A 17,328-nucleotide genomic window follows, 5' to 3' on the forward strand; every position below is an offset into this window, starting at 1 on the left:
CCTTGGCAATGCGATGAAGGGCCCAGCTTGGCCCAGCCCGATTAACCGAAAGTTAACCCGTTGGCTGACGGCTGTCGCCAAGGCCGCGACGGTTGTGGCCTGGCGCGGCATAATCCTGGGTTAATCCGCCTGGGCTTGAATAAAGCCTTTCATGACCGAGACCCGACCATGCACGTACTGCTCTGCGAGGATGATGACCTGATCGCCAGCGGCATCAGCGCCGGCCTGGGCGCCCAGGGCATGACCGTCGACCGGGTGGCCAGCGCCGGCGCGGCCCAGGCCATGCTCCAGGCCGCGGCGTTCGACGTCATGGTCCTCGACCTCGGCCTGCCCGACGAAGACGGCCTCAAGCTGCTGCAGCGCCTGCGCCAGCAGGGCCATGAGCTGCCGGTGCTGATCCTCACCGCCCGCGATGCGGTCACTGACCGGGTCGAGGGCCTACAGGCCGGTGGCGACGATTACCTGCTCAAGCCGTTCGACCTGCGTGAACTGGCCGCACGTCTGCACACCTTGCTGCGCCGCGCCGCCGGGCGAGCGGTGAACATCATCGAGCATGGCCCGCTAAGCTACGACCCCAGCAGCCGCGAAACCTGCCTGGGTGGCCGCCCGGTCGACCTGTCGCGGCGCGAGCAGGCGCTATTGCAGGCGCTGCTACACAACCGTGGCCGGGTGCTCTCCAGCGAACAGCTCAAGGACAGCGTCTATGGCTTTGGCGACGAGGTCGAGAGCAACGCCCTGAACGTGCATATCCATCACCTGCGGCGCAAACTGGGCAATGGTATTGTCGAAACCGTGCGCGGCCTCGGTTATCGCCTGGGCCCGGCGCAACTGCCGGAGGAGCCGCAAGCATGACCTTGCGTTTGCGCCTGACCCTGATCCTGGGCACCGCCTTCATCGTCATCTGGGTGCTGGCTGCGGCGTGGATGCTGCGCGACCTGCGCATGCAGATGATGTTCTCCCTCGACCAGCGCCTGGTGGCATCGGCACGCATGGTTGCCGGCCTGGTCGACCAGTTGCCGCAACCGCTGTCGAGCAAGGGCGAGGGCACGCGCCTGAGCGCCGACCAGTTGAGCGTCGACGGCATGGCCTGCCAGGTCAGCTCGCTGCGCGGCGAGATTCTTGCCCGCAGCCACAATAATGAGCAGCCCCTCGACGACCAGCGCAGCGGGTTTCGCGACCAGACCATCGACGGCGCCCGCTGGCGCAGTTTCACCTATGCCCATGGCGATGTGCGCATTACCACCGCCGACCGCCATCAGGAGCGCGAGGCCCTCAACCGTTCGATCCTGCTGGCGGCCTCGGCACCGGTGCTGATGGCCTTGCTCGGCAGCCTCGGCTTGCTGTGGATGGGTGTTGGCAAGGGGCTGGCGCCGCTCAACCGGATGCGCGATGCCTTGCGCCGGCGCAGCCCGGACTCCCTTGAGCCCTTGCAGGTGCGCGGCCTGCCCAGTGAGCTGCAACCTTTGCTGGAAACCCAGAACCAGCTGTTTTTGCGCATTGGCCAGACCATCGAGCGCGAACGGCGCCTGACCGATGATGCCGCCCATGAGCTGCGCAGCCCGCTGACCGCGATCAAAACCCACCTGCAGGTGGCACGGATGACCGATGGCGAGGTGCGCGAGCAGGCCCTTGAACACGCCGAGCAGGGCGCCGATCGTCTGCACCGGACTCTTGAACAACTGTTGCTGCTGGCCCGGGTGGAAGGCCGACTGTCGTTTGAAGACGGCCTGCAGTGCAACGCCGAGCAGATCGCCCGCCAGGCAATCCTGGACACCGGGGTCGACAACGCCGGGCGCATCGATCTGCAGTTGGCGCCCGGCGCCGCCCAGCTCTACGTCGGGATGCCCACGCCACTGGCGGTCACGGCCCTGCGCAACCTGCTCGACAACGCCCTGCGTCATACCCGTGGCAGCGAACCGGTGGAGCTGGCAGTGCAGATGGAGCAGGACCGGGTGGCATTTTTGGTGCGCGATCACGGCCCCGGTATTCCCGAACAGGACATCGAGCACCTGACCGAGCGCTTCTGGCGCCATAGCCAGAGCGGCGGATGCGGGTTGGGCCTGGCGATTGTCCAGGCGATCGTCCAGCGCTGTGCCGGCAGCTTGCGCTTTGACAGCCGCAGCGATGGCTTGCGGGTGTTGTTGCACATTCCGTTGCGGGCAAACCCGTCGTAACCGGTAAGTGCAAAGCGGCAGTTGAAAAAATCCGCAGCGTTGATGGGCATCGGCTAAATCCGCAGGGCGCTGAAGCGTTTTTCAAGCGATAACAACCCGCACTCCTCTGGCAACAGGCGCGTGACGGGCACATCCGCTTGCTTGCGAGGGTTTCCCAGATGTCAGTCGCTATCAGCCTTGCCCAGGCGCTGCCGGTGTCTTCCACCGCAGACGCTGCTGAAACACTTTATGCATTCAATGAGTCGCCGTTGCTGGCCCGCCAGAGCCTGCAGGAATCCAATGCCCGCAGTTACCCGCGGCGCATTCCGCTGGCGCTCAAGCGCGCCCGTGGCATCTATGTCGAAGACGTAGAAGGGCGTCAGTTCATCGACTGTCTGGCTGGCGCCGGGACCCTGGCGCTGGGGCATAACCATCCGCTGGTGATCGAAGCGATCCAGCAGGTGCTGGCCGATGAACTGCCGCTGCACACCCTGGACCTGACCACGCCGGTCAAGGACCAGTTCGTCCAGGACCTGTTCAGCCTGCTGCCCGAGCAACTGCGCGGCGAAGCGAAGATCCAGTTTTGCGGGCCGACCGGCACCGACGCGGTGGAAGCGGCGTTGAAACTGGTGCGCACCGCTACCGGGCGTAACACCGTGCTGTCGTTCCAGGGCGGCTACCACGGCATGTCCCAGGGCGCCCTGAGCCTGATGGGCAGCCTGGGGCCGAAGAAGCCGCTGGCCGCCTTGCTGGCCAATGGCGTGCAGTTTCTGCCGTACCCATACGACTACCGCTGCCCTTTCGGGCTGGGCGGCGAAGAGGGCGTGAAGGTCAACCTGCACTACCTGGAAAACCTGCTCAGCGACCCGGAGAGCGGCGTGCAACTGCCGGCGGCGGTGATCGTCGAAGTGGTCCAGGGTGAAGGCGGGGTGATCCCGGCGGACATCGAATGGCTGCGCGGTGTGCGGCGCATTACCGAGAAGGCCGGTGTGGCGCTGATCGTCGACGAGATCCAGAGTGGCTTTGCCCGCACCGGCAAAATGTTTGCCTTCGAGCATGCAGGCATCACTCCGGATGTGGTGGTGTTGTCCAAGGCCATTGGCGGCAGCCTGCCGTTGGCGGTGGTGGTCTATCGCCAGTGGCTGGACACCTGGCAGCCGGGGGCGCACGCCGGTACTTTCCGTGGAAACCAGATGGCCATGGCCGCAGGCTCGGCGGTGATCAACTACCTCAAGTCACACGACCTGTGCAGCCATGCCCAGGCCATGGGCGAACGCCTGGCCGGCCATCTGCGCCGCTTGCAGGCGGACTTCGCGCAGTTGGGGGATATCCGTGGCCGTGGCCTGATGCTGGGGGTCGAGCTGGTTGATCCGCAAGGGCAGCTCGATGCCCAGGGGCATCCGCCGGTCTGCCCGCGCCTGGCGCCGCTGGTGCAGCGCGAATGCCTAAAGCGTGGGCTGATTCTGGAACTGGGCGGGCGTCAGGGCGCCGTGGTGCGTTTCCTGCCACCGCTGATCATTACTGCCGAGCAGGTTGATGAGGTGGCGGCGCGCTTTGCTCGGGCGGTTGCTGCGGCGGTGGCCAGCCTGTAAACGGCCCAGGCATGTAAAAGCCCGGGCTGGGATGTTGAGGCTGCGAGTTTATCCATTCAGTGTGGGGCTGCTGCTGGCCCCTTCCGCCTTTACGGCGGCCTACTTTTCTCTTGGGAAGAAGTAGGCAAAACCGCTTGCTCCTGCATACGGCCCTACGCTGCGCTTCGGGTCCCCTCGCTACGGCACCTTCCGGGGCATCGCGGCCTACGACTTGCTTTGCAAGTCTACGTCTCGCGTCTTCGGCTGCCGCCGAAGGTGCTGCGCACCGCCCCTACAGGCACCTCCACTCGGCCTCCTGAAGTCACTTTTCGCGGCGCCTGGAAGTACGTGCATGAACATCAAGATCAAGACCAAACAAGTTGGTGCTCGTTTTATCAGCGGGCTTGTCCCGCTCCTGCGTCAGCATGGCTTCGCCAACATCTGCTTTCGCAGATACGTCAGTGCAGGCGCCGCCCGTAACTTCGCGACTTCAGTAGGCTGAGCGTAGGTGTCTGGAGGGGGCTGGTGCGTAGCACCCTTCGGCCGAGGCCGAAGTCGCGAGACGTAGACTTGCAAAGCAAGTCGTAGGCCGCGATGCCCCTGGAAGGCACCGTAGCGAAGGAACCCGGAGCGCAGCGTAGGGCCGTATGCTGGAGCGAGCGGTTTTGGTTACTTTTGCCAAGAACAAAAGGGACCCGCCGTAAGGGCGGAAGGGGCCAACAGCGGCGCCACATCGAATGGATAAGCCCGCAACCCAACCCAAGAATCATAGCCCCCGGGATTCCGTGAAGAACCTTTTTTTGCGCTTCAGTCGAAACTACGCCCCGCGCGCCAGTAGCCCATCAGCGTCAGGGCGCTGCGATCCAGCCCGCGCTCGGTGATCAGGTAGCGACGGATATTCATCACCGCTGCCGACTCGCCGGCGATCCAGGCATAGAAGTCGCCGTTGCCGGGTTGAGCCAGTTCCCAGAGGATCTGCCGGTCGATATCGACCTCCTCCAGGGCGACCTTCGCACCTGTACGCGCTACGGCTGCCGGCAGGCGCGCCAGCTCGCGGATGGCATGGATCATCGCTTCGCCGTGGGTGCAGTGCAGCACTTCGCGCGGCAGCCAGTTCAGTTCGGTGGCGCGTCTGCAGGTCAGGTCGAGGCAATCGGCTTCGCAGGGGACTTCGATGAACGCCTGTACCGGGACTTCGGGCAGGTCTGCGGCCATCTGTTCGAGGATGCCGGCAATTGCCGGCAGGGCGGTTTCATCGCCGATCAGCAGCAGGTTGCGCAGGTTCTTCGGGGGGCGCCATTCGTAGCCGCCGGGGTCGGCGTCGAAGGCCAGGTTCGGGGCGACCATCTGCAGGCGATCGCCGATGCGTGCCTGGGTCGCCCAGGTCGATGCCGGGCCGTTGACGCCGTGCAGGACGAAGTCGACATCCACTTCCAGTGCCTCGCGGCGCAGGTCGCGGATGGTGTAGGTGCGCATCGGCGGGCTCTGCTCGGCGCTCAGGCCGCAACGCGCTTGCTGCCAGGAACCTTGCTTGGGCAGGTTCGGGTATTGGCCATCGGCAGAGGGAAAGAAGATCTTGATGCGCTGGTCGGCAGCCAGGGTACGCATCTGCCCGACATCCTCACCGCTGAACACGAAGCGGCTGAGGGACGGGCTGAGGGGCATGATGGCTTTGAGCTGCACATCGAACACTCCGTAGGCACTGGTTCTGGCAGGTTTGCCGACCAGCTTGCGCAGACCGTTGCCCAGGGCGTTGGTCAGGGAGGTGGAGGCTGACATGGGCGGTACCTTTTCCAAGGGAGGTTCCTTGAAAACGAAATAGCCGCCGATCGAATTAGCACAGGGCGGCAGTGGTTAAATTTCCCCCTCCAGGAAACGTCCTAGCTTGGATAAAGCCTGCTTCATGGCTGATACGGGTAGGACGATGACGATTTCGCGACGAGGATTCATAGCGGGCCTGGCGGTGGCGGGCGCGACCGTGCCAGCCGCCTATTACGCGCACAAGCAACTGACCCACGATCCACAGGACGACATCGTCACCCCCGGCGAGGCCAGCGTTGAGCTTGCGGATGCCGCTGGCCAGCACCTGGCCGATCAATTGCGCGGCGTCTGGGATTTGCGTTTGAGCGGTGCCGATGGCGAGCTCGCCGGGCTGCCTGTGGAAGGCTTGCAGATGTACCTCGACGTCGCCGCCAAAGGCCGTGGCCTGCGTGGTTTTGTCGATACCGAACTGGTTCTGCGCAGCGACGCCCCGGCCGCCTACCGAGTGCTTGGCGACTTGGTCGGGGCGTCCACCGCCACGGTGCGCTGGCGGCTGATGAGCACCCAGGGCGGGCCGGGTTATGAATGTACCGCGAGCCTGGATGAAGTCTGGGGCAGCTTCGCCAATGCCGGTAGCGGCACCCTCAGTGGCCGCTTGCAACCGCTGGATCGCTCGATGGTCTTGCCCTTGGCCGACAGTCACTTCGTTGCCGTCAAGCGCCTGTTTCCTGAAGCCCGTGAGCGGCTGCCCTATACACCGCAGTTGCAAGCCTGGCTGATCAGCGCCGAGCACCGCTTGTTCCATCAGCTCTGGCACGCGACCCGTGACAAATGGCATCGGCTGTCTGAAGAGAAACACGGTGCCTTGCGTGGCCTGGGCTGGCAGCCCGGCCCGCGTGACAAGGAGCGTGATGCCCGCGGCCCGCGCAAGCATCGCAATGGTTCGGGGGTGGACTTCCTGTTCATGCACCGGCATATGCTCGGTACGGCGCGGTCGATGCAGGACCTGCCGTCATGGCCGCATTTCCCCTTGCCGCAACCCAGCGTCGAACACGACCGCCAGGGTTTTGCCCGCTATTACGACAACCATGACGGTTACTGTGTACCGCCCGGTTGGCGGGCACCGGGCGACGAGGCTTATGGCGTATGGGTCTCGGCGATCAAGGCCGGCGAGACCTTCTGCAGTAATTTCCAGGTCTGGGAATCGCAGTACCAGGACCCGCTGTACCTGTCGAAGCTGACCCTCGGTGCGTTCGGTTCGGAGCTGGAAATGAACCTGCACGATTGGCTGCACATGTGCTGGGCCTCGGTGCCACGTGATCCGGTCAACGGTGCGCCAGTGCCGTTTGCCCGGGACCCTGCTGATTTTGCCGGGCGCTGGTACGAGGCGGAAAACGACTTTCTCGGCGATCCGTTCTCGTCTCACGTCAACCCGGTGTTCTGGGGTTTCCATGGCTGGATCGATGATCGCATCGAGGATTGGTACCGCGCCCATGAGCGCTACAACCCGGGGCAGGTTCGGCGTCTTGAGGTCAATGGCGTGCAGTGGTTCGCCCCGGGGCGCTGGGTCGAGGTCGACGACCCGTGGCTGGGGCCGGTGACCCATGGCTGCAGCACCACGCCGGGGATGTTCCCGGGCAAATCGGTGGAAATGGATGTCGAGATCATGAAGCTGGCTCTGCGCATTACCTTTGGTGAAGACGACAAGATCGGCGACCTGGTGCGCCGGGTGCCGCAGCGGCCCTGGTATGCGCGGCATTTGTCGTTGCGCGGGATTGTGAGCTGATTGGCTGTATTGGGCCTGCTGTGCGGGCCATCGCCGGCAAGGCCGGCCCCCACAGGTTTTGTGCAGGCAGGTCAATGATTTAGCGAACCACCTGCCATCCGCCGCCCAATGCCTTGTACAGCGCCACGCTGCCTTGCAGGCGGGCCAGGCGCAGTTGCACCTGCTGGTCTTGCGCCTGGTACAGGGTGCGCTGGGTTTCCAGTACGGTCAGCAGGGTTTCGGCTCCGGCCTGGTAGCGGCGCTCGGAGAGGGTGAAAGCGATCTGCGCCTGCTGCACTTCCTCATCCTGCGACTGGCGCTGCTGGTCTACTCCGCTGATGCCATTGAGCGCCTTCTCGACATCGGCAAAGCCGTTGATGATGCTGCTGCGGTAATTCTCCAGTAGTTCGTCCTGCTTGGCGCGGGCCTTGTCGCGCTCGGCGCGCAGGCGGCCGTTGTTGAAGATCGGCGCAGCCAGCCCGGCACTCAGGGTGTAGTAGGGGCTGCGCAGCACCTGGGCAAAGGTGTCGGCACCCGAGCCCAGGTCGGCGCCCAGGGTCAGGCTCGGTAGCATTGCTGCGCGGGCAACCTGCACGTCTGCCTGGGCGGCGGCCAGGCTGGCTTCGGCGGTGGCAATGTCGGGACGGCGGCTGAGCAGCTCGCTGGGCACGCCGCTGCCGATCTGCGGCCAGTTCAGGCCGGTGATCGACTCGTCAAGGGCCGGCAGCGCCTGCACCGGCTCGCCGAGCAAGGTTGCCAGGGTGATGCGCGCCTCTTGCAACTGCTGCTCGAACAACGGCACCTGGCGTTGCTGGCCGGCGACCAGGCTGCGTTGCTGGGCCAGTTCCAGGGCGGTGGCCGAGCCAGACTGATAGCGGGTTTCGACCAGGCGCAGGACATCCTCGGCATTGCTCAGGTTGAGGCGGGCGATACGCACCTGCTCACGCAGGGCCAGGCTCTGCAGGTAGCTGTTGGCAACGCCGCTGAGCAGGGTCAGTTCGACGGTCTGGCGATCGAAACGGCTAGCCTCCAGGTTGAACAGGGCGCTGTCGCGTGCGGCCGTTTTACCGCCCCAGAAATCCACTTCGTAGCTGGCGCTCAAGCGGGTGCCGAATGAGGTGCTGGTGCGTTCGCGGCTGCTGGCATCGAGTTGGTCGAAGCCGTTGCCATGCAGCAGGCGTTGGCGTCTGGCATCCAGGCCGAACTTGAGTTCAGGCAGCAACGGCGCGCCGGCAATGACCGCCGAGGCCTGAGCCTGGCGAATACGCGCGGCGGCAGCGGCCAGATCGAAGCTGTTGCGCCGGGCGTGTTCGATCAGTTGATCGAGCGCGGGGCTGGAGAACTGCTGCCACCAGTTCTCGTGGGGCAGCGGGGTGCTGGCTGCCTGGCCCTGCCACTGCGCTGGCGCCTGCAGGCCACTCGAAGGTGCAGGGGGGGTTGAGGTACAGGCGGCAAGCACCAAACTGATCGACAGGACACTGAGACGGCTGGGCAGGTTCATGGATTATTCGCTGGTAAGGGCTTTGACCGGGTCGAGGCGGGCGGCTTTGCGCGCGGGCATGAAGCCGAACACCACGCCGGTGACCACCGCACAGGCAAAGGCGCCAAGCACGGCAGGCAAGGAGAAGGCCACGGCAATATCGGCCAGCAGCAACACGCCGCCAATCAACAGGGCCAGGGCAATGCCGGTGACCCCGCCGACCATCGACAGCAGCACCGCCTCACTGAGGAACTGGCGCAGGATGTCGCGCTGGCGGGCGCCAGTGGCCATGCGGATGCCGATCTCGCGGGTGCGCTCGCGCACCGTCATCAGCATGATGTTCATCACCCCGATACCGCCGACCAGCAGCGAGATCGCGGCGATCGAGCCGAGCATCAGCGACAGGGTGTTCTGGGTGCGCGCTTCGGCCTGGATCAGCGCCGCGTCGTTGGTCAGTTCATAGTCGTGTTTGCCGTTGTGAAGCTTGCGCATCAGGTGGTCGATGGCCGCTTCCGTGTCGGCCACGCGCCGTGAATCGGCGGCGGCGATGGTCACGTACTCCGGGTTGCGGCTGCCGAACAGGCGGATGGCGGCGGCCGAGTAGGGCACCACGATGCGCTCGTCGCTGTCCTGGTCGCCCGAGCTTGCGCCTTTGCCGGCGAGAATGCCGACCACCTGGAAGGGCACGTTTTCGACCAGGATGTACTGGCCGATGGGGTCGTTACCGGCTCCAAATAGTTTCTCCCGCACCTTCTGGCCGATGACCGCCACGGCTGCCGCGCTCTGTTCATCGGCCTCGGTGAAGAAGCTGCCTTCGACCACCGGCCAATTGAAGATTTCGCTGAAGTGGGTGTTGTTGCCACCCACATAGAACTGCTGGTTATTGTTGCCGTAGCGCACCATCAGCGAGTTGCCGATCACCGGCATGATCATCTTCACCTGCGGCAGGCTGGATACTGCGGCGACATCGTCGAGGGTGATGACCCCGGCCGGTTCACGCAGTGTCGGGGCGCTGCCGCTCAGGTACAGGATGTTCGAGCCGAAGGCTGCCATCTGCGCCATGACCTGGCGCTTGCTGCCTTCGCCGACGGCCAGCATGACCACTACCGAGGCCACGCCGATGACGATCCCGAGCAGGGTCAGGGCAGTACGGAAGCGGTTGATCCACATGATCCGCCAGGCCGCCTGCAGGGCTTCGACCAGCTCGCCTTTCCAGGCGCCGCTGGCGGTGGCGCCGAGGTTCAGGCGCTGGCGCAGGTCTTCGGCTTGCAGGCCGGGAGCGCTGGCGGCGGGAGCAGCAGATTGCTCTTCCGAATCACTGAGCACCAGGCCGTCACGAATCTCGATGACCCGCTTGGCCCGCGCCGCGACTTCGCGGTCGTGGGTAATCAGGATCACCACGTGGCCCTGGCTGGCCAGTTCGTCGAGCAGGGCCATGACTTCGGCGCCGCTCTGGCTGTCCAGTGCCCCGGTCGGTTCGTCGGCGAGGATGATGTGTCCGCCGTTCATCAAGGCGCGGGCGATCGACACCCGCTGTTGCTGGCCGCCAGACAACTGGTGCGGGCGGTTGCCGGTGCGGCTGGAAAGGCCCAGGCGTTCGAGCAAGGCGGCGGCGCGGGCATGGCGTTCGGCGGCGGGGGTGCCGGCATAGATGGCCGGCATCTCGACGTTTTCCTGGGCCGAACCCGAGGCGATCAGGTGATAGCCCTGGAACACGAAGCCGAAGGCTTCACGGCGCAACCAGGCCAGCTCATCGCTGTCGAGGTCGGCGACGTCCTTGCCGGCGAAGTAGTAGTTGCCTGAGGTCGGACGATCAAGGCAGCCGAGGATGTTCATCAGCGTCGACTTGCCGGAGCCGGAAGCGCCGACAATGGCGACGAACTCGCCGGGATGGATGGCCAGGCTGATGCCGCGGACCACCTCGACCTTGGGCGTATCGACGCCGCCATAGGATTTGCGGATGTCGCGCAGTTCGATCAGGGGCGTGGACATTCAACCCCCGCTTGCGGCAGGTGCGCCGATCAGCAGGCGCTCGCCCTCGGCAAGGCCGTCGAGCACCTGCACCCGCAAGCGGTCGCTGAGGCCGGTGCGGACCTGGCGCTGGTTGACCTTGCCCTTGCTGTCGAGCACCTGGGCAATGCGCAGGTCATTGCCGTCGGCATGATCATCCAGGGCTGCCACCGGTACGGTGAGCACCTTGCTGGCACGCCCGGCAACGAAGAACACCTGGGTGGTCATCTCTGCCATCAGGGCGTTGTCCGGGTTATCGACATCCAGCAGTACGGTATAGAGCACCACTTTGCTGCTGGCGCCGCTACCACTGGCGCTGGCCGGGCTGCCACCGCCCTGGCTGGATTGATCCAGGGGTTTGGGCGGCACCGGCAGAATTTGCCGCACACTGCTGGTCCAGCGCCGCTTGCCGCCGGCCAGGGTGGTGAAGTAGGCGCTCATGCCCGGTTTGACATGGCCGATGTCAGCCTCGGACACCTGGGCCCAGACGGTCATTGGCGACAACTTGGCGATGCGCAGGATCAGCGGGGTTTGCTGTTGGGCGTTAAGGGTCTGGCCTTCGCGGGCATCGACGGCGACCACGGTGCCGGCCATCGGTGCATAAATGCGCGTGTAACCCAGCTCAGCCTCGTCGCTGCGCAGGCTCGCCTGGGCCTGGCGAATCTGTGCGCGGTACATGTCGATGCGCGCCTGGGTGACCTTCAGCTGGGCCTGGGCGCTTTGCACGTCTTCCTCGCGGGTGGCGCCGCCGGCGGCCAGATTGCGCTGGCGCTTGAACTGTTGCTCGGCCAGTTGGTACTGAGCCTTCTGTTCATCCAGCTGGGCCTTGAGGTTGTCGATCGAGAAACGCCCGGCATCAAGCTTTGCCTGCTGCGTGGAGGGGTCGATCTCAACCAGCAACTGACCTTCCTTGACCTGATCTCCCACCTCGACGTGCAGTTTGCGGATCTGCCCGGAAGCCTGGGCACCCACGTCCACATAACGCCGCGGCTGCAAGGTACCCAGGGCCGTGACGCTGCTTTCGATGTCGGTACGGGTCACGGTAACGGTGCTCAACGGGTCGCCACCGGCGGGCAGGGTTTTCCAGGCGAGCAGGGCGCCCAGGCTGAGCAGGCCGAGACTGCACAACAGCAGGCGACGAGTATTCGATGAGCGTTTCATGCAGGGTTCCAGCCGGATGGAATGGCCCGTGACATCTCACTGCCGAAGCGGCACGGCAGACACGGGAGGCTCCCAGGTAAACGAGGTGGGGGCCGTGGAATTTACCGGGATCAAGGTCTGATCTTGCTGAGAATAATTATAATTTGTATTATTGCATACTGCCATCATTCAGATCCGCTCAACCACGAGTCAGGGAACCCCCCGCAGATGTCGCGGCCAGGTGTTGTGTTGGAAAACTACTATCGCGAACTGGTGAGTTTTCTCTGTGCCCGCCTGGGTAACCGGCAGGCGGCTGAAGACGTTGCCCACGATGCCTATATCCGCGTGCTCGAGCGCAACGGTGAAGACGATATCGAGCATCCACGGGCGTTTCTCTATCGCACCGCTCTGAATCTTGTGATCGATGGGCATCGACGTGGTTTGCTGCGCCAGTCCGAGCCGCTTGAAGTGCTCGACAGCGATGAGCGTTTCTTTACCCCCGCGCCATCCCAAAGCATGGACCTCAATCAGCGCCTGGACCTGATGCAGCGCGCGCTGGCCGAGCTCAGTCAGCCTTGTCGCGAGAGTTTTCTGCTGCGCAAGCTCGACGGCCTTTCTCACCCGCAGATCGCCGAGCGCCTGGGCATCTCGCGCAGTGTGGTGGAGAAACATATTGTTAACGCCATGAAACACTGCCGGCTGCGCATGCGTCAGTGGGAATCGCAGTAACCGGCCAACGTCGAAAAAATGTGAAAATTCCGTCATGGCCTTGCTTGATTTATGGCGATTTCCCGACAACTATCAGTAAAGACCCTCTCTCTGGCGAAGTGCCCGCCAATAGCCTGCAATTGATGATCTGGCGCAGTATGGTCAAGGAACGTCTCTAACGCTCTCTGCCTTGGTCATGACGATGCCGAACAAATCGCTGCGGATCCTGATTGCCGACGAACACCCGATGCAGTTGCTGCAACTGGAACGGATGCTCAATGGCATGGGCTATTACCGCATAGCCCCGGTCGAGAGCTTCGAGGATCTGCAGCGCCTGGTGCAGAGCGCACTGCAACCGTTCAACCTGCTGCTGGGCAACATCGACCTGGCCAGCCATGCCGGCGTTGATCTGGAGCGGTTCTGCCGGGTCAACCCGCTGATCCAGCACGCCTTGCTGTACGAATCGCAACACTTGAAGATCCCCTCGATTCCCGACAACCAGCGCCGCGCGGTGAATGTCAGCCTGTCCAAGGTTCCGGACAACGAGACCATCCAGTCCTTCATGCATATCATTGACTCGCCGCAGGTGATCGGCCATTTGCCGGGCATCCCCGAGCGCACCGCCAGGCCGGCGTACAACCCACGGCGAATGGACCTGGCCCAAACCGCGTTTTGCCGCCAGTCCTGAAGCCGCGCTGGGTGTGGCCGGGTAGCTTTTGCTATCCTCTTGCGTTTGCCCTGGTGCGCCCGTCGCACCGGCACTCGATCACTTGCGGATACCCCTATGACGGCCACTGACCCTGCGCGCCCGCTGCAGCTATCGCGCAGCGACCACAAGACCCTGAGTCTGGCGGCCCTGGGCGGGGCGCTGGAGATCTACGACTTCATCATATTCGTGTTCTTCGCCCTGACCCTTAGCCAGTTGTTCTTCCCACCGCAGATGCCCGAATGGCTGCGTTTGCTGCAGAGCTTCGGGATTTTTGTAACCGGTTATCTGGCGCGGCCGCTGGGCGGCATCCTGATGGCCCATTTCGCCGACCACCTGGGGCGCAAACGGGTGTTCAGCCTGAGCATCCTGATGATGGCCTTGCCGTGCCTGCTGATCGGGGTGATGCCCACCTACGCCGAGATTGGCTACGCAGCGCCGCTGATCCTGCTGGCCTTGCGCATCCTTCAGGGTGCTGCGGTAGGCGGCGAGGTGCCGAGCGCCTGGACCTTCGTCGCCGAGCACGCCCCGCCCGGGCGCCGCGGCTACGCCCTGGGTTTTTTGCAGGCAGGGCTGACCTTCGGTTACCTGCTCGGCGCCCTGACCGCCACGGCCCTGGCGCAGCTGTTCAGCCCCCAGGAAATCCTCGATTACGCCTGGCGCTACCCGTTCCTGCTCGGCGGCGTATTCGGCGTGATCGGCGTCTGGCTGCGCCGCTGGTTGAGCGAGACACCGGTGTTCCTGGCCTTGCGCGAGCGCCGTGAGCAGCCGCCGGCTTTCCCCTTGCGCACCGTGTTGCGTGAGCATCGCCGGGCGCTGATACCGGCAGCGCTGCTCACCTGCGTGCTGACCTCGGCGGTGGTGGTGCTGGTGGTGATCACCCCGACGGTGATGCAGCAGCGCTTCGGCATGAGTGCCGGGCACACCTTCGCCTTGAGCAGCATGGGCATTGTTTTTCTCAATATCGGTTGTGTGCTGGCCGGCTTGCTGGTGGACCGTATCGGCGCCTGGCGGGCCTTGATGATCTACAGCCTGCTGCTGCCCTTGGGCATCGCCGGCCTTTACGCCAGCCTGGTGGCTGGCTGGGGCTGGACCGGGCTGGCCTATGCCATTGCTGGCCTGTCTTGTGGCGTGGTGGGGGTGGTGCCATCGGTGATGGTCGGCTTGTTCCCGGCGCAGATTCGCGTCTCCGGCATTTCCTTTACCTACAACATTGCCTACGCCCTGTGGGCGAGCACCACGCCATTGCTGCTGATCGCCCTGATGCCGTGGAGCCCATGGGTGTGCGTGGGCTTCTGCCTGGTCATGGGTGTGGTTGGCTTGCTTACGGCACTGTACTTTGGCGCACGCGAAGCGGTGCCCTTCGAAGATGAGGCGGTGCGCTGCTGAGTTCATCTGCTGTGACAATGGTTCCCTGCTGCCTGGGCGCTGATCGGGCAGACTCCAGAGCGGGGCAAATGGATTAACCTATTTGCCAAATTGAACCTATTAGGTTAATTGCTCATGGAGAAAGGCACGCCTCATTGCAGGCTTTCGACGGTCAGGGCGCTGGCGGGTCTACCTGAAACTGACGGTCATCGATGATGTGCTCATCGTGTCCTTCAAGGAGTTGTGAAAATGAAATGTCCAGCCTGTGGCGCGGCTGAGCTGGTCAGTGCCAGGCGCGATCTGCCGTACACCTACAAAGGTGAGACAACCCGGGTGACTGATGTTGCCGGGGATTACTGCCCTGCCTGTGCTGAGAGGGTGCTCAGTGATACAGAGTCGCGGCGTGTCAGTGCGGCGATGCTCGCCTTCAATCGGCAGGTCAATGCTGCGGCTGTCGACCCGCAATTTATTGCTGCCGTACGCAAGAAGCTGGCACTTGATCAGCGTGAAGCAGCGGAAATATTCGGCGGCGGGGTCAATGCATTCTCCCGTTACGAAAACGGCAAGACCAAGCCTCCCTTGGCCCTGGTCAAATTGCTCAAGCTACTTGATCGCCACCCTGAGTTGTTCGAAGAAGTCAGAACGGCCTGACACAAGCGATAAAAAAGCCCCCTGGCCACAACGGCGAGGGGGCTTTTTTAGGCCGGCTGACTTACATGTTCGGGTAAGTCGGGCCGCCGGCGCCTTCCGGGGTGACCCAGGTAATGTTCTGCGAAGGGTCCTTGATGTCACAGGTCTTGCAGTGCACGCAGTTCTGGGCGTTGATCTGGAAGCGCTTGCTGCCGTCTTCCTGGCTGACTACTTCGTACACGCCAGCCGGGCAGTAGCGCTGGGCCGGTTCGTCGTACAGCGGCAGGTTGGTGCCGATCGGGATGCTCGCGTCAGCCAGTTTCAGGTGGCACGGCTGCTCTTCTTCATGGTTGGTGCTGGAGAGGAACACCGAGCTCAGCTTGTCGAAGCTCAGCTTGCCATCCGGTTTTGGATAGTCGATTTTTTTCGAGTCGGCCGCCAGCTTCAGGCAGGCGTAGTCCGGCTTGGTGTCGTGCAGGGTGAACGGCAGCTTGCCACCGAACCAGTTCTGGTCGAGGTAGTTGAACGCCGCGCCGAGCATCGGGCCGAACTTGTGCATGGCCGGGCCGAAGTTACGGCTGGAGAACAGCTCGTCATACAGCCAGCTGGCTTTGAACGCTGTAACGTAGCTGTTGAGTTGATCGCCGCCTTCACCACCTGCCAGCAGGGCTTCGGCCACCGCGTCGGCGGCGAGCATGCCGGATTTCATGGCGGTGTGGCTGCCCTTGATTTTGGCCACGTTCATGGTGCCCAGGTCGCAACCGATCAGGGCGCCGCCGGCGAAGACCATTTTCGGCAGCGAGTTCAAGCCACCTTTGGCCAGGGCGCGGGCGCCGTAGCTGATGCGCTTGCCGCCTTCGAGGTACTGGCTGATCACCGGGTGGTGTTTCAGGCGCTGGAATTCGTCAAACGGCGACAGGTAGGCGTTGGAGTAGGACAGGTCGACGATCAAACCTACGACTACCTGGTTGTTTTCCAGGTGATAGAGGAACGATCCACCGGTGTTTTCCTTGGCCATGACATCCAGCGGCCAGCCTGCGGTGTGCACAACCAGGCCTTGTTCGTGCTTGGCCGGATCGATTTCCCAGATTTCTTTCAAGCCGATGCCGTAATGCTGGACGTCGGACTCGCTGTCGAGGTTGAAACGCTTGATCAGCTGTTTGCCGATGTGGCCACGGCAACCTTCGGCGAACAGTGTGTACTTGCCGCGCAGCTCCATGCCTGGGGTATACAGGCCTTCTTTCGGGTTGCCTTCACGGTCGACGCCGAGGTCGCCGGTGATAATCCCGCGGACCACGCCGTTTTCGTCGAACAGGGCTTCCTGGGCGGCGAAGCCCGGGTAGATCTCGACGCCCAGGTTCTCCGCCTGCTGGGCCAGCCAGCGGCACAGGTTACCCAGAGAGATGATGTAGTTGCCTTCGTTGTGCATGGTCTTGGGCACGAACAGGTCAGGGACCTTGATCGAGCTGCCAGCATCCTTGAGCACGTAGATGTCGTCGCGTTTGACTTCGGTGTTGAGCGGGGCGCCGAGCTCTTTCCAGTCCGGGAACAGTTCGTTCAGGGCGCGAGGTTCGAACACCGCACCGGAGAGGATGTGGGCGCCGACTTCCGAGCCTTTCTCGACCACGCAGACGCTGATTTCGTTACCGGCTTCGGCGGCCTTCTGCTTCAGTCGGCAGGCGGCGGACAGGCCAGCCGGGCCAGCGCCGACAATGACCACGTCGAATTCCATGTATTCGCGTTCCACAGGTTCTCTCCTACTCAAGGCTCATCGGTTTTTCTTTGTTGGCGGGTGTCAGGCGGTCATTTTTCAGACGCTCGGGCTGTAGCTCGAGCGATGACGGACTACACCGCTTTCTCTTGGCCGCGCATTATATCTACACCACTCGCGGGGTCCAATACAAACGTTTGTTTGAATTTGCCGCAGGCCAGTAAAATCAAAGAAGCGCGGCTTGAAGCTGACCGGTTTGCCGTATTGACCGGATTGGGCGTTACGGTCAAGATACGAGCGGTTTTGCGCTCGCCGTAGGCTGACC

The 17,328-nt window shown here is 63.5% G+C and carries 14 protein-coding genes; 9 read left to right on the plus strand and 5 right to left on the minus strand.

What is annotated here, in order from left to right; translation table 11 throughout:
• The first annotated feature begins 168 nt into the window (after positions 1-168).
• From ACIOVF_RS23080 to ACIOVF_RS23095, 4 genes are all read left to right on the plus strand, one after another.
• The gene (locus tag ACIOVF_RS23080) at positions 169-852 is read left to right on the plus strand and encodes a response regulator transcription factor (RefSeq protein ID WP_045200496.1); all 684 of its coding nucleotides are present in this window, start codon (positions 169-171) and stop codon (positions 850-852) included.
• The gene (locus tag ACIOVF_RS23085; protein WP_401292706.1) at positions 849-2,174 is read left to right on the plus strand and encodes an ATP-binding protein; all 1,326 of its coding nucleotides are present in this window, start codon (positions 849-851) and stop codon (positions 2,172-2,174) included. The genes ACIOVF_RS23080 and ACIOVF_RS23085 overlap by 4 nt, the downstream gene beginning before the upstream one ends.
• A gap of 158 nt (positions 2,175-2,332) precedes the next feature.
• Complete coding sequence (locus ACIOVF_RS23090; protein ID WP_045200501.1) at positions 2,333-3,745, plus strand: aspartate aminotransferase family protein; 1,413 nt, start codon at positions 2,333-2,335, stop codon at positions 3,743-3,745.
• 331 nt (positions 3,746-4,076) lie between these two features.
• Positions 4,077-4,226, plus strand: coding sequence for a hypothetical protein (locus ACIOVF_RS23095; protein ID WP_156160226.1), 150 nt, complete (start codon positions 4,077-4,079; stop codon positions 4,224-4,226).
• Positions 4,227-4,531: 305 nt separating this feature from the next.
• Here ACIOVF_RS23095 and ACIOVF_RS23100 read toward each other — a convergent pair whose 3' ends face one another.
• Entirely contained in the window at positions 4,532-5,503 is a 972-nt protein-coding gene (locus ACIOVF_RS23100) for a siderophore-interacting protein (RefSeq protein ID WP_401292710.1), read from the minus strand.
• Positions 5,504-5,648: 145 nt separating this feature from the next.
• Between ACIOVF_RS23100 and ACIOVF_RS23105 the strand changes: the two genes are divergently transcribed.
• Positions 5,649-7,271: a twin-arginine translocation signal domain-containing protein gene (locus ACIOVF_RS23105; protein ID WP_401292713.1), complete on the plus strand. Its 1,623-nt coding sequence runs from the start codon at positions 5,649-5,651 to the stop codon at positions 7,269-7,271.
• Between the two features lie 79 nt (positions 7,272-7,350).
• Here the strand turns inward: ACIOVF_RS23105 and ACIOVF_RS23110 are convergent, their stop codons facing one another.
• The 3 genes from ACIOVF_RS23110 to ACIOVF_RS23120 are packed head-to-tail and all read right to left on the minus strand — an operon-like array spanning position 7,351 to position 11,901.
• Entirely contained in the window at positions 7,351-8,751 is a 1,401-nt protein-coding gene (locus tag ACIOVF_RS23110) for an efflux transporter outer membrane subunit (RefSeq protein WP_401292716.1), read from the minus strand.
• Between the two features lie 3 nt (positions 8,752-8,754).
• Positions 8,755-10,722 carry a MacB family efflux pump subunit gene (locus ACIOVF_RS23115; protein ID WP_401292719.1) on the minus strand — a complete coding sequence of 656 codons (1,968 nt, stop codon included), beginning with the start codon at positions 10,720-10,722 and terminating at the stop codon, positions 8,755-8,757.
• Positions 10,723-11,901 (minus strand): efflux RND transporter periplasmic adaptor subunit, encoded by a 1,179-nt coding sequence (locus tag ACIOVF_RS23120; RefSeq protein WP_093385371.1) that lies wholly within the window; start codon positions 11,899-11,901, stop codon positions 10,723-10,725.
• A 228-nt stretch (positions 11,902-12,129) separates the two neighbouring features.
• On the opposite strand from ACIOVF_RS23120, the gene ACIOVF_RS23125 reads away from it, so the two are divergent.
• The 4 genes from ACIOVF_RS23125 to ACIOVF_RS23140 all read left to right on the plus strand — a co-directional run bounded on the left by ACIOVF_RS23125 (position 12,130) and on the right by ACIOVF_RS23140 (position 15,313).
• Positions 12,130-12,609, plus strand: coding sequence for a sigma-70 family RNA polymerase sigma factor (locus ACIOVF_RS23125; protein WP_093387632.1), 480 nt, complete (start codon positions 12,130-12,132; stop codon positions 12,607-12,609).
• Positions 12,610-12,790: 181 nt separating this feature from the next.
• The gene (locus ACIOVF_RS23130; RefSeq protein WP_045200513.1) at positions 12,791-13,276 is read left to right on the plus strand and encodes a hypothetical protein; all 486 of its coding nucleotides are present in this window, start codon (positions 12,791-12,793) and stop codon (positions 13,274-13,276) included.
• A gap of 96 nt (positions 13,277-13,372) precedes the next feature.
• Complete coding sequence (locus ACIOVF_RS23135; protein WP_045200515.1) at positions 13,373-14,683, plus strand: MFS transporter; 1,311 nt, start codon at positions 13,373-13,375, stop codon at positions 14,681-14,683.
• Between the two features lie 228 nt (positions 14,684-14,911).
• The gene (locus ACIOVF_RS23140) at positions 14,912-15,313 is read left to right on the plus strand and encodes a type II TA system antitoxin MqsA family protein (RefSeq protein WP_045200518.1); all 402 of its coding nucleotides are present in this window, start codon (positions 14,912-14,914) and stop codon (positions 15,311-15,313) included.
• 61 nt (positions 15,314-15,374) lie between these two features.
• On the opposite strand, the gene ACIOVF_RS23145 is transcribed toward ACIOVF_RS23140, so the two are convergent.
• Complete coding sequence (locus ACIOVF_RS23145) at positions 15,375-17,039, minus strand: electron transfer flavoprotein-ubiquinone oxidoreductase (protein WP_045200520.1); 1,665 nt, start codon at positions 17,037-17,039, stop codon at positions 15,375-15,377.
• Positions 17,040-17,328 lie beyond the last annotated feature (289 nt).

Source organism: Pseudomonas sp. NPDC087612 (assembly GCF_044743505.1).
Classification (GTDB): Bacteria; Pseudomonadota; Gammaproteobacteria; order Pseudomonadales; family Pseudomonadaceae; genus Aquipseudomonas.

Coding starts and splice junctions, on each gene's coding strand:
- ACIOVF_RS23105 (WP_401292713.1), top strand. CDS start 5,649: ATGACGATTTCGCGACGAGGATTCATAGCGGGCCTGGCGGTGGCGGGC.
- ACIOVF_RS23115 (WP_401292719.1), bottom strand. CDS start 10,722: ATGTCCACGCCCCTGATCGAACTGCGCGACATCCGCAAATCCTATGGC.
- ACIOVF_RS23100 (WP_401292710.1), bottom strand. CDS start 5,503: ATGTCAGCCTCCACCTCCCTGACCAACGCCCTGGGCAACGGTCTGCGC.
- ACIOVF_RS23085 (WP_401292706.1), top strand. CDS start 849: ATGACCTTGCGTTTGCGCCTGACCCTGATCCTGGGCACCGCCTTCATC.
- ACIOVF_RS23110 (WP_401292716.1), bottom strand. CDS start 8,751: ATGAACCTGCCCAGCCGTCTCAGTGTCCTGTCGATCAGTTTGGTGCTT.
- ACIOVF_RS23120 (WP_093385371.1), bottom strand. CDS start 11,901: ATGAAACGCTCATCGAATACTCGTCGCCTGCTGTTGTGCAGTCTCGGC.
- ACIOVF_RS23140 (WP_045200518.1), top strand. CDS start 14,912: ATGAAATGTCCAGCCTGTGGCGCGGCTGAGCTGGTCAGTGCCAGGCGC.
- ACIOVF_RS23095 (WP_156160226.1), top strand. CDS start 4,077: ATGAACATCAAGATCAAGACCAAACAAGTTGGTGCTCGTTTTATCAGC.
- ACIOVF_RS23080 (WP_045200496.1), top strand. CDS start 169: ATGCACGTACTGCTCTGCGAGGATGATGACCTGATCGCCAGCGGCATC.
- ACIOVF_RS23130 (WP_045200513.1), top strand. CDS start 12,791: ATGCCGAACAAATCGCTGCGGATCCTGATTGCCGACGAACACCCGATG.
- ACIOVF_RS23135 (WP_045200515.1), top strand. CDS start 13,373: ATGACGGCCACTGACCCTGCGCGCCCGCTGCAGCTATCGCGCAGCGAC.
- ACIOVF_RS23090 (WP_045200501.1), top strand. CDS start 2,333: ATGTCAGTCGCTATCAGCCTTGCCCAGGCGCTGCCGGTGTCTTCCACC.